The organism is Oscillospiraceae bacterium, assembly GCA_025757985.1.
Taxonomy (GTDB): domain Bacteria; phylum Bacillota; class Clostridia; order Oscillospirales; family Ruminococcaceae; genus Gemmiger.
Genome location: CP107210.1, coordinates 547,361 through 560,471 on the forward strand (window position 1 = coordinate 547,361; position 13,111 = coordinate 560,471).

General features: G+C 56.3%; 13 protein-coding genes. All 13 read left to right on the top strand.

Going from position 1 to position 13,111, the window contains the following annotated elements:
* Positions 1-9 precede the first annotated feature (9 nt).
* A complete protein-coding gene (locus OGM67_02705) occupies positions 10-885 on the top strand; it encodes a prepilin-type cleavage/methylation domain-containing protein (protein UYJ35264.1) in 876 nt (291 codons plus the stop codon).
* Between the two features lie 424 nt (positions 886-1,309).
* The gene (locus tag OGM67_02710) at positions 1,310-2,575 is read left to right on the top strand and encodes a replication-associated recombination protein A (protein UYJ35265.1); all 1,266 of its coding nucleotides are present in this window, start codon (positions 1,310-1,312) and stop codon (positions 2,573-2,575) included.
* Positions 2,576-2,577: 2 nt separating this feature from the next.
* Positions 2,578-3,513, top strand: coding sequence for a lysophospholipase (locus OGM67_02715; protein ID UYJ35266.1), 936 nt, complete (start codon positions 2,578-2,580; stop codon positions 3,511-3,513).
* A gap of 135 nt (positions 3,514-3,648) precedes the next feature.
* Positions 3,649-4,026 carry a GntR family transcriptional regulator gene (locus OGM67_02720; protein ID UYJ35267.1) on the top strand — a complete coding sequence of 126 codons (378 nt, stop codon included), beginning with the start codon at positions 3,649-3,651 and terminating at the stop codon, positions 4,024-4,026.
* 3 nt (positions 4,027-4,029) lie between these two features.
* Positions 4,030-4,728: an ABC transporter ATP-binding protein gene (locus OGM67_02725; protein ID UYJ35268.1), complete on the top strand. Its 699-nt coding sequence runs from the start codon at positions 4,030-4,032 to the stop codon at positions 4,726-4,728.
* Complete coding sequence (locus OGM67_02730) at positions 4,722-5,528, top strand: hypothetical protein (GenBank protein UYJ35269.1); 807 nt, start codon at positions 4,722-4,724, stop codon at positions 5,526-5,528. The genes OGM67_02725 and OGM67_02730 overlap by 7 nt, the downstream gene beginning before the upstream one ends.
* A gap of 261 nt (positions 5,529-5,789) precedes the next feature.
* Positions 5,790-6,428 carry a TetR/AcrR family transcriptional regulator gene (locus tag OGM67_02735; protein UYJ35270.1) on the top strand — a complete coding sequence of 213 codons (639 nt, stop codon included), beginning with the start codon at positions 5,790-5,792 and terminating at the stop codon, positions 6,426-6,428.
* 293 nt (positions 6,429-6,721) lie between these two features.
* Complete coding sequence (locus tag OGM67_02740; GenBank protein UYJ35271.1) at positions 6,722-7,924, top strand: MFS transporter; 1,203 nt, start codon at positions 6,722-6,724, stop codon at positions 7,922-7,924.
* A gap of 284 nt (positions 7,925-8,208) precedes the next feature.
* Positions 8,209-9,255: an ABC transporter ATP-binding protein gene (locus OGM67_02745; GenBank protein ID UYJ35272.1), complete on the top strand. Its 1,047-nt coding sequence runs from the start codon at positions 8,209-8,211 to the stop codon at positions 9,253-9,255.
* Between the two features lie 3 nt (positions 9,256-9,258).
* Entirely contained in the window at positions 9,259-10,080 is an 822-nt protein-coding gene (locus OGM67_02750) for an ABC transporter permease (protein ID UYJ35273.1), read from the top strand.
* A 1-nt stretch (position 10,081) separates the two neighbouring features.
* The gene (locus tag OGM67_02755; GenBank protein ID UYJ35274.1) at positions 10,082-10,933 is read left to right on the top strand and encodes an ABC transporter permease; all 852 of its coding nucleotides are present in this window, start codon (positions 10,082-10,084) and stop codon (positions 10,931-10,933) included.
* Positions 10,934-10,935: 2 nt separating this feature from the next.
* Positions 10,936-12,177, top strand: a complete 1,242-nt coding sequence (locus OGM67_02760; GenBank protein UYJ35275.1) for a spermidine/putrescine ABC transporter substrate-binding protein — start codon at positions 10,936-10,938, stop codon at positions 12,175-12,177.
* A 143-nt stretch (positions 12,178-12,320) separates the two neighbouring features.
* Positions 12,321-13,064 (top strand): thioesterase, encoded by a 744-nt coding sequence (locus OGM67_02765; protein ID UYJ35276.1) that lies wholly within the window; start codon positions 12,321-12,323, stop codon positions 13,062-13,064.
* Positions 13,065-13,111: the final 47 nt, after the last annotated feature.

The following is a 13,111-nucleotide window of genomic DNA, read 5'->3' on the forward strand; positions in this document are numbered from 1 at the left end:
TTCACTCTCGTGGAGCTGATCGTTGTTCTTACCATTCTCGCGGTTCTTGCAGCGATGCTGATACCCGCCCTGCAGGGATATATTGAGAAAAGTCTTGAGACCGCTGATGTCCTCCATGTGCGCGAGGCGTATATGGAGGTGCTGACGGCCTCGCTGACCAACGACACGGAGAATCAGGTCAAAACGGTAAACCTCAAACAAAAGCAGGATGACTGGCAGTCCATGGATCCCATCACGATTGCGGGCATCACGCATTATAAAGCGGATAAAGAAACCGCCAACTGGAAGGGCATCCCGACTGCAGGCGGGGTATGTGAGGTTTCCTACGATGCTACGGTCGGCGTTGTTTTTACATGGAGCGGAAGCGGTGGAAACAATACAAAGGTGGAAATGAATTTCAGTGATATACACGGTCTGGTGAATAAAGCCGGATTTTTGGTTAAGTACCCCACTCCTACTTTTGAAATAGACTCGAAATGCCCAAATTCAAGTATGTTAAAGCAACTACAACAAGGTATCATCGAAAACAGTTTACTGAGTTATGGCACTTGGGCGTATCTCGGGGATGCACGACCCGAATACAAGCATACCTATTTGTTTTGGACCTCTGTGGATACAAATAAAGTCGGTGCCGACACAACGATTCCTGTTATTATCAGTACGGATACCGGCGGGTTCTATATTTCAGAAACAATAACCGCCGAAAGACCTGTCAAAAACAGTTCTCAAACATATGTCGCCATCTCGAAGCGCATTCCCAATGGTGATAGATTCAAAGATTATACCAAAGGCACAAAATATGAAACCCTTGAGGATGCCTACGCCGCTTATTCAGAGTTTGTAAAAGATAAATATTCCAAATACGCGGAAACTCTCCCCAAATAATCCCGCTAAAAGCGTTGCTGCATCAGGCTTTCGAACAAACACTGTTCGCCTCAGGCTATCAAAAATCTCTTGTAGGGGCGAGCATTGCTCGCCCCTGCCCCTTAGCCTGTGAAAAGCTTTCCCGGAAAACGCGTTTCTTCGCCAAGCCAGCGGGCACCGAATGGTCACCCCTACACATTCAATAGGCCAAGAATGTGATTTTTTGACATGCAATGAAAGACGCGCTTTTCAACACACTAAGCAGCACCGCGATATGGTGCTGCTTATTTTTTTCCTCACAGATTACCCCCGGCAACGCACTTTGTTATCCTGCACGATTACACTTGATTCTGCTGCCGTTATTCCGTATAATTGTCTATAGCAGCATCGCTTTTGCTGCACAATCGGAGCATCAACCTATTTATAATATAAAAAGGGAATCACAATGGAGCCATTGGCACAACGCCTGCGCCCGCGCACGCTGGATGAGGTCTGCGGGCAGCAGCATCTACTCGGCAAAAATCAGGTCTTTCGCCGCACGGTCGAAAGCGGCAGAATCCCCAATATGATCTTCTACGGCCCATCCGGCGTTGGCAAAACCACCGTTGCCAGCATCATTGCGGCGGGCAGCGGTATGCAGCTGCACAAGCTCAACGGTACCACGGCCTCAACCAGCGATATCAAGTCCGTGCTGGCAGACATCGGCACACTGGGGGCAGCGGGTGGCATTCTGCTGTATCTGGATGAGATCCAGTACTTTAACAAGCGTCAGCAGCAGAGCCTGCTGGAATGTGTTGAGCAGGGCACTGTCACCCTTATTGCCTCCACCACGGAAAATCCCTACTTTTATGTATATAACGCCCTGCTGTCCCGCTGCACGGTGTTTGAATTCAAGTCGCTGACCGCCGACGATATTCGTGCCGGTCTGCGCAGCGCTGCCGCACGGCTGGGCGCTGAGGATCAATCGCCGGTTTTCATTCCGGAAGATGCCCTTGACTATCTGGCCCAGAGCGCTGGCGGTGACATGCGCAAGGCAATCGGCAATCTGGAATTTGCCGTCACAGCAGCCCCCATCGAAAACGGCTGCCGCACCATCACGCTTGACATGATCCAGCAGGTGGCCACCCGCACCGCCATGCGGTATGACAAACTGGGCGATGACCACTATGACATCGTTTCCGCCTATCAGAAATCCATGCGCGGCTCTGACCCGGACGCTGCACTGCACTATCTGGGCCGCCTGCTTGAGGCAGGGGATTTGCCCAGCGCCTGCCGCCGCTTGATGGTCTGCGCCTGTGAGGATGTTGGTCTGGCGTGGCCGCAGATCATCCCCATCGTAAAGGCTGCGGTCGATATTGCCAATGCTGTCGGCCTGCCGGAGGCTCGTTTGCCGCTGGCGGATGCTGTGGTGCTGGTGGCCACCGCCCCAAAATCGAACTCCGCCCATGACGGCATCAATGCAGCCATTGCCGATATTCAGGCCGGGCGCACCGGGCCCATCCCGAGGCAGCTGCAGAATAAACACTATGACGGCGCGGACGCTAAAGTCAAAGGCCAGCACTATATCTACCCGCACGATTATCCCAATCACTGGGTCGAGCAGCAATATCTGCCGGATGCTATCAAGGATCGGCGCTATTATCAGCCCGGTGACAACAAGAATGAGCAAGCCTTCGCACAATACTGGAAAAAAATCAAAGGAGAGCTGTGACCATGCCCGAACTCCACTGCGAAACCATTACCTTCCCGTCCTCGGACGGCCGCCATACCTCCTCCGCTGTGCTGTACACCATGCCCGGCAAGCCTGTGCGTGCGGTACTGCAGCTTAGCCACGGCATGTGCGAGTATGTGCGCCGTTATGCCCCTATGGCAGAGTTTTATGCCGCCCACGGTATTGCCCTTGCGGGCAATGACCACCTCGGCCACGGCGACACCGCCAAGGCAGGGGAGCACGGCCACTACGGCGAGCCGGATGGCCGCCTGCATCTGCTGAACGACCTGCACACAATGAACGGCTTGCTCCATGAGCGTTTCCCGGATACGCCCATTATCCTGTACGGCCACAGCATGGGCAGCTTTTACGCCCGCTGGTACGCCGAAAAGTGGCCGGGGAGCATCACGGCACTGGTCATTTCCGGCACAGCAGGTCCCAGCTTTATGAATGTCATCGGCCAAAAACTAGCCGGGCTGATTGCCCGCGTCAAGGGGCCGCGCTATGTTTCGCCGCTGATGGTCAAGCTGAATTTCGGCAGCTACTGCAAAAAAATCGAGAACGCGAAGTCTGCCAATGACTGGCTGACCCGTGATGAGGCTGTTGTTAATGCCTATGATGCGGACGGTCTGTGTACCTTCCAGTTTACGGCCTCCACCTACCGGGAGATGCTGGCCACGCTGAACCATGTCAGCAGCAAGGCCTGGGCTGAGTCGATCAACAAGGAACTGCCCGTTCTGTTGATTGCCGGTGACGGCGATCCTGTTGGAGATTACGGCAAGGGCGTCCGCAAAGTCTGGGCGATGCTGGGCGATGCCGGTGTCAAGGATCTGACCTGCCAGATTTTTGAGGGCGGCCGCCATGAGCTGCACAACGAGACCAACCGTGATGAGGTCTTTGACTATGTGCTGACATGGATCGAGGATCACATTTCCTGACGTTGTATCATGCAATATTCCCTCCGCCAGCCCGGCGGGGGATTTTTTTTGTTTTTTCTATTGACAAGGCTGCATCCCACGTGTATTATTGTATTAAGCTCTTAACACAATAATACAAAAGGAGCATGAAACACCATGAACTGGAACATTACTGCGGGCCGCCCGGTCTATGTGCAGCTGGTCGAGCAGTTGGAGCTTGCCCTCGTTGCGGGGGAGTTCCCGCCCGGCAGCCGCATTCCACCCGTGCGGGAGCTGGCCGCTGACGCCGGGGTCAACCCTAACACCATGCAGCGCGCTTTGCAGGAGCTGGAAAGCCGCGGCCTTTTGCAGGCGCAGCGCACCGCCGGGCGCACCGTCACAGCGGATGACACTGCCCTGCAGGCCTTGCGCCGTCGGCGCGCCGGTACGCTGGCGGCGGAGTTTCTGCACCAGATGCAGGCCCTCGGCCTGACCAAAGCCGAAATCGAGACCCTGCTGCGCGAGACCGCACAGCAGGCACCAAAAAAGGAGTAAACTATGGATACAATTTATGAGGTACACGGTCTGACCAAGCGCTATGGCCGCACTGCTGCGCTGAACGGCGTGGACTTTGCCGTCACGCCGGGCAAGCTCGTTGGCCTGCTTGGCCCCAACGGCAGCGGCAAAACAACGCTTATGAAAATCTCTGCCGGGCTTTTGCAGCCCACGACGGGCAGCGTCATTATTGATAAAGTTCCTGTCGGCGTTTTCACCAAGGCCGTCACCAGCTATCTGCCGGACCGTATGGCCCTGCCGACGGAGTTCACCGCCGACGATGCCGTAAGCCTGTACGCGGATTTCTTCACTGATTTTGACAAAGTCAAGGCAAACGCCATGCTGGCCGACCTGCATATCGGCGGGCGGGACAAAATCGGTTCCATGAGCAAGGGCACACAGGAAAAGATGCAGCTCTGCCTGACGATGAGCCGTGCCGCCAGGCTCTACCTGCTGGATGAGCCTCTGGGCGGCGTGGACCCCGCCGCCCGCGACTACATTTTAAGCACCATCCTGCACAACTACAGTGAGGATGCCGCGCTTATGCTGTCCACGCACCTCATCGGCGACATTGAGAAGGTGCTGGACGAGGTCATTCTTTTACAGGACGGCAAGGTCCTGCGCCAGGCCGCCGTTGACGAGCTGCGCGAGGAAACAGGGGAGAGCGTAGACGCTTACTTCCGGGAGGTTTACAAATGCTGACGAAGCTTTTACATTATGAGTTCAAATCCACAGGCCGTGTTGTTCTGCCCATTGCGGCGGGCGTGCTTGTGCTGAACATTTTTACTAATATTCTGAGCCATTTTGTCCAGAACACCTCCGACAGGTTGCCGCTGGCCGGGGTCGCCATGGCCTTGCTGGCACTGGCATCTGCCGTGAGCCTTCTTGTTGTGCTCGCCATCTGCGCTTTTATTGAAATTCAGCAGTTTTACCGCCTGTTGGGCGAGCGCGGGTACTTGATGCTGGCTCTGCCCGTGCCCATTTGGCAGCACATTGCTGCTAAGGTCATCTGCGGCACGGTATGGACGCTGTTCGGCATGGTATTTTTTACACTTTGCGGCATGCTTACTACCGACACGGTCAGTGGCGGCGGGTTTGCATCTGATTTCAGTCGCGTCACTGCCGAGGATGTCGCCATCTGGTCTGCAATGCTTTTGATTATACTGGCCCTTATCGCGGGCGCACTGCTGCACGCATATCTGGCCTGTGCCTTTGCCGCGCAGTTTACCCAGCAGCGGCTGCTCATCAGCATTGCCGCCTACTTTGTCATCGGCTTTATCGGGCAGATGGCAGCCCTTGTGACGGCAGTCTTTGTCGCGTTCCGCGGGTATAAGTACCTTAACAATACCGGCTTCAGCGGCGCGTCGTTTTTTGGTTCCGACAATACCTTGGGCGTTATCGTGCTCACCTTGTTCGCCATCTTTGCGCTGATTGCCCTTGTCGATGCCCTGCTGTGGGCACTGACCCAGTGGCTCATGACAAAGCGGCTGAATCTGGCGTGACTATAGCCAAATAGCCAAACGGCACAGGACGCAAAGCTGCAGCGTTCTGTGCCGTTTTTACTTTATAGAATCTGCTATCACCTGCGCGCCGTGCCGACCCTTTTCATAGAGCTTTTTCAGCGCTGCATGTAAAGCAGTGCAGCTTGCCAGTTGTGGCGTTGGTGGCGTTCCTAACAATCCGGCGCAAATGTCTTGACTTTGCTTACAATTTGCAGTATAGTAAGCATACAGACCAGCAGTCTGTAAAAAGGAGTGTATCCCATGCCGCGCAACAAATACCCGGAGCAGACCGTAGAAAAAATCCTGAACGCCGCCGCCGAGCTCTTTGCGGAAAAGGGCTATGCCCACACAACGCTGCAGGACATTATTGACGCCACCGGCCTTTCCAAGGGAGCCGTCTACCACCACTTCCAATCGAAGGAGCAAATCGCTGCCAGGGTCGGGGACCGCCTGGGCACACAGGTCACGGGGGAGTTGGCCCGCATCCGCGACGATGCCTCGCTGACCGGACTGCAAAAGCTGCAGGCTGTCTTTGCGGTGTGCCTGGTTCCGCAGCGCCAGCAGACCTTGCAGCGCGCACTGCCGCGTCTCTGGGACGACCCGCAGTTTTTATCCATCGAGCTGCACGACCTGCTGGAAAAGACCATCCCCCTGTATCTGGAGCCGATGGTCCGGCAGGGAACAGCAGACGGCAGCATTCACACGCCGGACCCCGACGCCCTGTGCGAGGCGTTGTTCCTGCTGGCGGACCTCTGGCTGAACCCGCAGACGCGCCCCACCACGCCCGCCCGGCAGCGCGCGCGGTGTGCGGTATTCCAACAGCTGACACAGGCCCTCGGCCTTGATCTTCTCACTGACGAGCAGTCGGAGGAGCTGGCGGCGCTCTGCGAAGCAGAGTGATGCTTTTCGGGCTTGATTGCTCGCCCGCAGAAGCCGTGTGGCGTCGGGCATCTCCGGGTCGATGACGAGCATCGGCCCCTACACCGTAGGGGCGGATTCCATATCCGCCCGGGGACCTTGCTGTTGCCGCAACCCCGGGTGCGCAGCGATCACCCCCACAAAGCCCCTTATCCTTATATAATACAACCTATCATTCCAACGGCGGTTTCAGCCGCCGTATTATTCATCCCGCATACAAACCGCCAGTCGGTATGTATGTACAAAACTATCATAACAGGGGGGGGCACATCTCCATGAATCCTACATTTTATAGAATAACAGTCTGCCAGATCATCACGCTGTTCGGCAATGCCGCACTGCGGTTTGCGCTGCCGTTGTATCTTCTGCGCCGGATTGACTCCGCCGCACTGTACGGCAGTGTCACAGCGCTGGCCCTTGTGCCGATGCTGCTGGGCACGCTGGCAGGGGGCGTGCTGGCAGACCGCTGCCGTAAACAAAAAATCATGGCTGTGCTGGATACCGTATCCGCCATCGGCATGGCCGCAGCCGCAGTCATACTTCCCGCTGCGCCCGTAACGCCGCTTGTGCTGGCCGCACTCTGCCTGCTGTATGCCGTGGAAGGGCTGTACCAGCCCGCCGTGCAGGCCAGTCTGCCTCTGCTGCTGGACGGGGCTGCGCTGGCCCGGGGCAATGCAGTCATCCAGCTGGTGGATACCATCGACGAGCTGCTTGGTCCTCTGCTGGGCAGTGTCTTACTGCACACTCTTGAGCTGCGCGGCTTGCTGCTGCTCTGTGCTGTCTGCTTTGCCGTATCCGCCTTCTGGGAGCGTACACTGCCAATTCCGCATGCACCCGCCGCACGTTCATGCCTGCGTCTGCCGCCCAAAGCACTTTTCCTCCGGGCAAGGCCGCTGCTTCGGCTGGCCGCGGTGCTGGCCCTGCTCAATTTGGCTGTCGTACCCGCGGTTACTGTCGGTGTGCCGCTGCTGGTCGTCCGCTATTATGCCTTCTCCGACACCGCTCTGGCCATCACCCAGTCTGCCATGAGTGCCGGTGGTCTGCTGGGCGGCGTGCTGGCCGGGGCGTTTGCAAAGCGGTTGTCCCTGCGCCGCGGCACAGCGGCTCTCTGGTGCATTACGGCAGTGTGCGCACTGCTCGGGCTGGCCGTTCTGCCGTGTATGCCTGCCGCAGCCGGGTACATCGCCGTCACAGCACTAGCTTTTTGCATGATGGCTGCCGCCGCACTGTTTCAAATCCTGCTGTTTACTGCAATCCAGGCCCATGCCCCCACCGGGCAGACAGGCCGCTTTATGAGCCTTATCACTGTCTGTGCCTGCCTGACCCAGCCAGCCGGGCAGGCTGCGCTCGGGCTTTTGTATGGCCTCTTTGCCGCTTTGCCCAGTGCCGTGCTTTTTGCGGCGGCGGCTGCCTCGATTTTTATAAACCTTGCTGCATCGCACATTTTCAAAAAAGCCGTCTCTTTTACAAAATCATGAACGCTTCTTTACCAATTTATTAAAAAGTTCTTATTGACAAACATTCTGCAAACCGTATAATGTATCTTGTGTGTGCATCTATAGGGCAAATCTTTTCTGCCCTGACACATTGGCGTTGTATGTGCTGCTGCAGCGGCCCCCTGCGCGTGGGGCCGTGTAACAAACCTTTGCGGGGCGGCATAATTGACGCTGACTCGTCAAGGACTTTGTGCCGGCCTAAGGAAGAAACGGCGCAATGAGAAGGTCCTGTGCCGGGAAATTCCGCAAAGGGGGATGCAATAAAAATGAATGAAAATCTGATCGTATCTCTGAAAGACATTGTTGTCGATTTCGATGGACAAAAGGTCCTGGACGGACTCTCGCTGGACATCCACGACAAGGAATTTGTCACCTTCCTCGGCCCCTCCGGCTGCGGCAAGACGACAACCCTGCGTGTGATTGCCGGTTTTGTCACCCCGAAATCGGGCAATGTCTTTTTTGATGGCAAGGACATCGCCAACATGCCGCCCTACAAGCGGCCGGTGAACACGGTGTTCCAGAAGTATGCGCTCTTCCCGCACCTGAATGTGTTTGAGAATGTCGCTTTCGGCCTGCGCCTGAAAAAGATGACCGAGGAGGAAATCCGCCCCAAGGTGCTGGAAATGCTCGAGATCGTCGGCCTGAAAGGGTTTGAGCGCCGCAGCATCCATCAGCTGTCCGGCGGTCAGCAGCAGCGTGTTGCCATTGCCCGCAGTCTGGTCAACCAGCCGCGCGTCCTTTTGCTGGACGAGCCTTTGGGCGCACTTGACCTCAAGCTGCGCAAGGAGATGCAGCTGGAATTGAAGCGCCTGCAGCGTGAGATGAACATCACCTTTGTCTATGTCACCCACGATCAGGAGGAGGCCCTTACCATGTCGGACACCGTTGTGGTCATGTCCGGCGGCAAAATTCAGCAGATCGGTTCCCCGCAAGACATTTACAACGAGCCTAAAAACGCTTTTGTCGCGCGCTTTATCGGTGATTCCAACATCGTGGACGGCGTCATGCTCAAGGACTTTCTTGTCAACTTCGGCGGGTATGATTTCACCTGTGTGGACCGCGGCTTCAAGCCGAACGAGCCTGTGCAGGTCGTTATCCGCCCCGAGGATGTGCAGATTGTGCCGCCCTCTGTCGGTATGCTGACCGGCCTTGTGCGTGAGGTCATCTTCAAGGGCGTTCACTTTGAAATGCATGTTGATGTCGAAGGCTATGAGTGGATCATCCACTCCACGCAGGCCAGCCAGCCCGGTGAGCTTATCGGCATGAACATCGGCCCGGACGAAATTCATATCATGAAGCGTTCGGAGGTGTAAGCAATGCTCAAATCCAAGTCCTCCCGCTGGCTGGCAGGACCGTATCTGCTCTGGATGGCCGTTTTCACTGTCGTGCCGCTGGTCATCGTCGTCTGGTACGCCATGACGAACGCCGACGGGCAGTTCACCCTTGACAACCTGACCCAGATTGGCCGGTATTCCAGTGTGTTTGCCCGCAGCCTGATTCTGGCCGCCATTTCCACAGTAGTCTGCCTGGTCATGGCGTTCCCGGTCGGGTATTTTCTCTCCCGCCTGCGCGCCAACAAGCAGCATATCATGCTCATGCTTATTATGCTGCCCATGTGGATGAACTTTCTGCTGCGCACCTACGCATGGATGACCCTGCTTGAGAAAAACGGCCTCATCAACAAATTCTTCGGCCTGTTCGGCCTTGGTCCCTTCAACATGATCAACACCTCCGGTGCCGTTGTGCTGGGTATGGTGTACAACTATCTGCCCTTTATGATCCTGCCCATCTATACCTCGATGACCAAGATCGATGATTCGATCATTGAGGCAGCACAGGATCTCGGCTGCAATGTCTGGCACATTTTGTTCCGCGTGCTGGTGCCGCTGACCGGCCCCGGCATTGCCACCGGCATTACGCAGGTATTTGTTCCGGCTGTTTCCACCTTTATTATCAGCCGTATGCTGGGCGGCGGCTCCAACCTGCTGATTGGCGACTTGATTGAGCTGCAGTTCCTCGGCAACTCCTACAACCTGAACCTCGGCTCTGCCATGAGTCTGGTGCTGATGGTTATCGTCCTGCTCTGCATGAGCTTCACTTCGAGCTTTGACGAGTCCGAGATGGAAGGAGTGATGTGAGATGGCAAAGAAACATTCCGCGCTGCTCATGCGCACCTACGTCATTCTGGTGTTCTGCTTCATGTACCTGCCCATCGCAGTCATGATTGCCTTCAGCTTCAACGAGAGCAAGTCCCGTTCCAACTTTACGGGCTTTACCCTCGGCTGGTACAAGAGTCTGTTCCACAACGAGATGATCCTCTCGGCGCTGGGGCTCAGCCTTGTGCTGGCGCTGGTTTCTAGCGTCATTGCCACGGTGCTGGGCACGCTGGCGACCATCGGCATCAACTCGATGTCCCGCAAGAGCCAACTCATCGTCAACAACATCAGCTATGTGCCCGTCGTCAACCCGGAGATCATCACCGGCGTTTCGCTGATGCTTCTCTTTGTCATGGCACAGAACTTCGGCATCGGCGGCGAGAGCGGCATCTTCGGCTGGACAACACTGCTGATCGCGCACATCACCTTCAACATTCCCTATGTTATCTTTAACGTAGGCCCCAAGCTGCGCCAGCTCGATCCCAGCCTGTACAATGCAGCGCTGGATCTGGGCTGCACACCGCGCCAGGCTTTCACCAAAGTCATCATGCCACAGCTGTCCCCGGCCATCTTGTCGGCATTCCTCATTTGCCTGACCTACTCTATTGACGACTTCATGATTTCCTACTTCAACTCCGGCACAATGCAGACACTGCCTATCGCCATCTACTCGATGACCCGCAAGAAGGTCAGCCCCGAAATCAACGCGCTGTCGGCGGTCATCTTCTGCGTCATTCTGGCAATCATCCTGATTTCCAACGCCGCAGACTCCCGCGCCTACCGCCGCAACCAGAAGGCCATCCGCAAAGCCATGCTGGACGAAGGGGGGCGCTGAAGATGAAGCTGAAAAAGTTTTCCGCTGCAGCGCTGGCCGCACTGACTGTCACCATGATGAGCGCCGCGCCGGTGCTGGCCGCCGATGACATCGAGGTCAACGAGGATATTTCCGTCTCCGGCGACTACGATTGGAAGCGCTTTGCCAACGACCATATCACGCTGAATGTCTACAACAACGGCCTGTACATCTCCGATGGTTCTGACGAGAGCATCAACGTTCTGTCCGCCTTTGAGGATTTGACCGGCATCAAGGTCAACTACACGACCTACGACTCCAACGAGAGCCTGTATGCCAAGCTGAAATCCGGCGGCGTATCCTATGATGTTATCTTCCCGTCGGATTACATGGTGGGCAAGATGGCCAAGGAGGGCATGCTGTCCGAGCTGAACATGGACAACATTCCGAACTTTGCCGGCATCGGTGAAACATATCTGGACCGCAGCTTCGACCCAGGCAACAAGTACAGCGTGCCCTACATGTGGGGCACAACGGGCCTGATCTACAACACGACGATGGTCGAGGAGCCGCCCACGAAATGGGCGGACATGTGGGATGTTGCGTACACAAACAATGTGCTGATGTTCAACAATTCCCGCGACGCTTACGCGATTGCAGCCAAGACGATTGGTCTGTCGATGAATCCGCAGTCGGTGGACGAGATCACCGCCATCACCGATGCGCTGAAGGCCCAGAAGAACATCGTGCAGGCCTACGTCATGGACGAGGTCTTTGACAAGATGGAGGGTGGCGAGGCCGCCATGGCGCCCTACTATGCGGGCGATGCCATCACGATGATCGACGAAAACCCAGACCTTGCTTTCGTCCACCCGGAGGAAGGCGTCAACTTCTTCATCGACAGCATGTGCATTCCGGCCAACGCCAAGAACAAGGAAGCCGCCGAAATGTTCATCAACTACCTGTGTGAGCCGGACGTCGGCCTTGCCAACGCGGACTTCATCGGCTATTCCACCCCCATCACCGCCGTGTGGGAGATGCTGGACGACGATTTGAAGTACAGCGAAATCGCCTACCCGAGCGCGGAGGTTCTGGACAAGGCGGAGGTCTTTGAGACGCTGCCCGATGACATCAACGCCGCCATGGATGCCCAGTGGAGCGAGATGAAGAGCTTTGAGGATGGCGGCAGCGGCTGGATGGTCGTTGTGCTGCTGATGCTCGCGCTCCTCATTTCCGCATTCAACATCTGGCGCAAGCTCCGCAAGAAATCGCGCGACAATTACTGACCCCCTGCAGTGCATCGCTTCATGATGCACTGCATTTTTATTTTCACTGCGCTGGCACGCCGCTTTGCATTTTTGCTCTGACTGTGCTATACTCCATTTGAGCATTTGTAATTTTTGATTTGATTGGTAAGGAGGGCGCATCTATGCCCGAAAAGCAAACCACCTATACAGAGAAATTCACCGTCTACCGCACGGACGGCGACCACCTCGGCAATGTCAAGCTGGGAGCCCTGCTGCGCTATGCCCAGCAGGTCGCTACCGCCCACGCCGAGGCCGTAGGGCTGAACGATGCCCTGTACCGCAAGACCCACACCGCCTATGTGCTGGCCAAGCTGGCCCTGCACATTGAGCGCCTGCCCCGCGTTGATGAGGAGCTGACCCTGCTCACCCAGCCGGAAAACTGCAAGCGGGCTGTCAACAAGCGCATCACTCATTTTTATGATGCCTCCGGCGCAGAGGCCGCCGTCATGGACAGCCGCTGGGTGCTCATTGATACGGAAAAGCGCATCATCCTGCGCAAGCACCCCGAACAGTTCAATGACCAGTGGGCCGCCGATGTCCCGTTTGAGCTGCCGATCAAACTGCCCCGCATCGCCCCTGAGGACTGCGAGGTGCTGGGGGAGCAGCAGGCTGTCTACTCCCGCTGCGATATGAACGGGCATCTGAACAATACCCGATATGCCGACATCGTCTGCGACGCCGTGCCATGGGAGGTGTGGGATACCGCGCAAATCCGCGATTTTACGATCAGCTACCACCGTGAGGTTCCCCGCGGGGAGTGCTTCACCCTGCGCCGCGCCAGACCGGCAGAGGACACCTTCTATTTTGAAGGCGAGCGGGAAGGCAAATCCGCCTTTGAGGCACAGCTGATTTTCAAACGCTTATAATTTCTACACAAACCCCTGTTACACTGTTTACATCGACAATGTAAAGG

Bases quoted from the DNA above. Each gene is read 5' to 3' on its own strand.
- OGM67_02710 (UYJ35265.1), top strand. From the start codon at position 1,310: ATGGAGCCATTGGCACAACGCCTGCGCCCGCGCACGCTGGATGAGGTC.
- OGM67_02715 (UYJ35266.1), top strand. From the start codon at position 2,578: ATGCCCGAACTCCACTGCGAAACCATTACCTTCCCGTCCTCGGACGGC.
- OGM67_02720 (UYJ35267.1), top strand. From the start codon at position 3,649: ATGAACTGGAACATTACTGCGGGCCGCCCGGTCTATGTGCAGCTGGTC.
- OGM67_02725 (UYJ35268.1), top strand. From the start codon at position 4,030: ATGGATACAATTTATGAGGTACACGGTCTGACCAAGCGCTATGGCCGC.
- OGM67_02730 (UYJ35269.1), top strand. From the start codon at position 4,722: ATGCTGACGAAGCTTTTACATTATGAGTTCAAATCCACAGGCCGTGTT.
- OGM67_02735 (UYJ35270.1), top strand. From the start codon at position 5,790: ATGCCGCGCAACAAATACCCGGAGCAGACCGTAGAAAAAATCCTGAAC.
- OGM67_02740 (UYJ35271.1), top strand. From the start codon at position 6,722: ATGAATCCTACATTTTATAGAATAACAGTCTGCCAGATCATCACGCTG.
- OGM67_02745 (UYJ35272.1), top strand. From the start codon at position 8,209: ATGAATGAAAATCTGATCGTATCTCTGAAAGACATTGTTGTCGATTTC.
- OGM67_02750 (UYJ35273.1), top strand. From the start codon at position 9,259: ATGCTCAAATCCAAGTCCTCCCGCTGGCTGGCAGGACCGTATCTGCTC.
- OGM67_02755 (UYJ35274.1), top strand. From the start codon at position 10,082: ATGGCAAAGAAACATTCCGCGCTGCTCATGCGCACCTACGTCATTCTG.
- OGM67_02760 (UYJ35275.1), top strand. From the start codon at position 10,936: ATGAAGCTGAAAAAGTTTTCCGCTGCAGCGCTGGCCGCACTGACTGTC.
- OGM67_02765 (UYJ35276.1), top strand. From the start codon at position 12,321: ATGCCCGAAAAGCAAACCACCTATACAGAGAAATTCACCGTCTACCGC.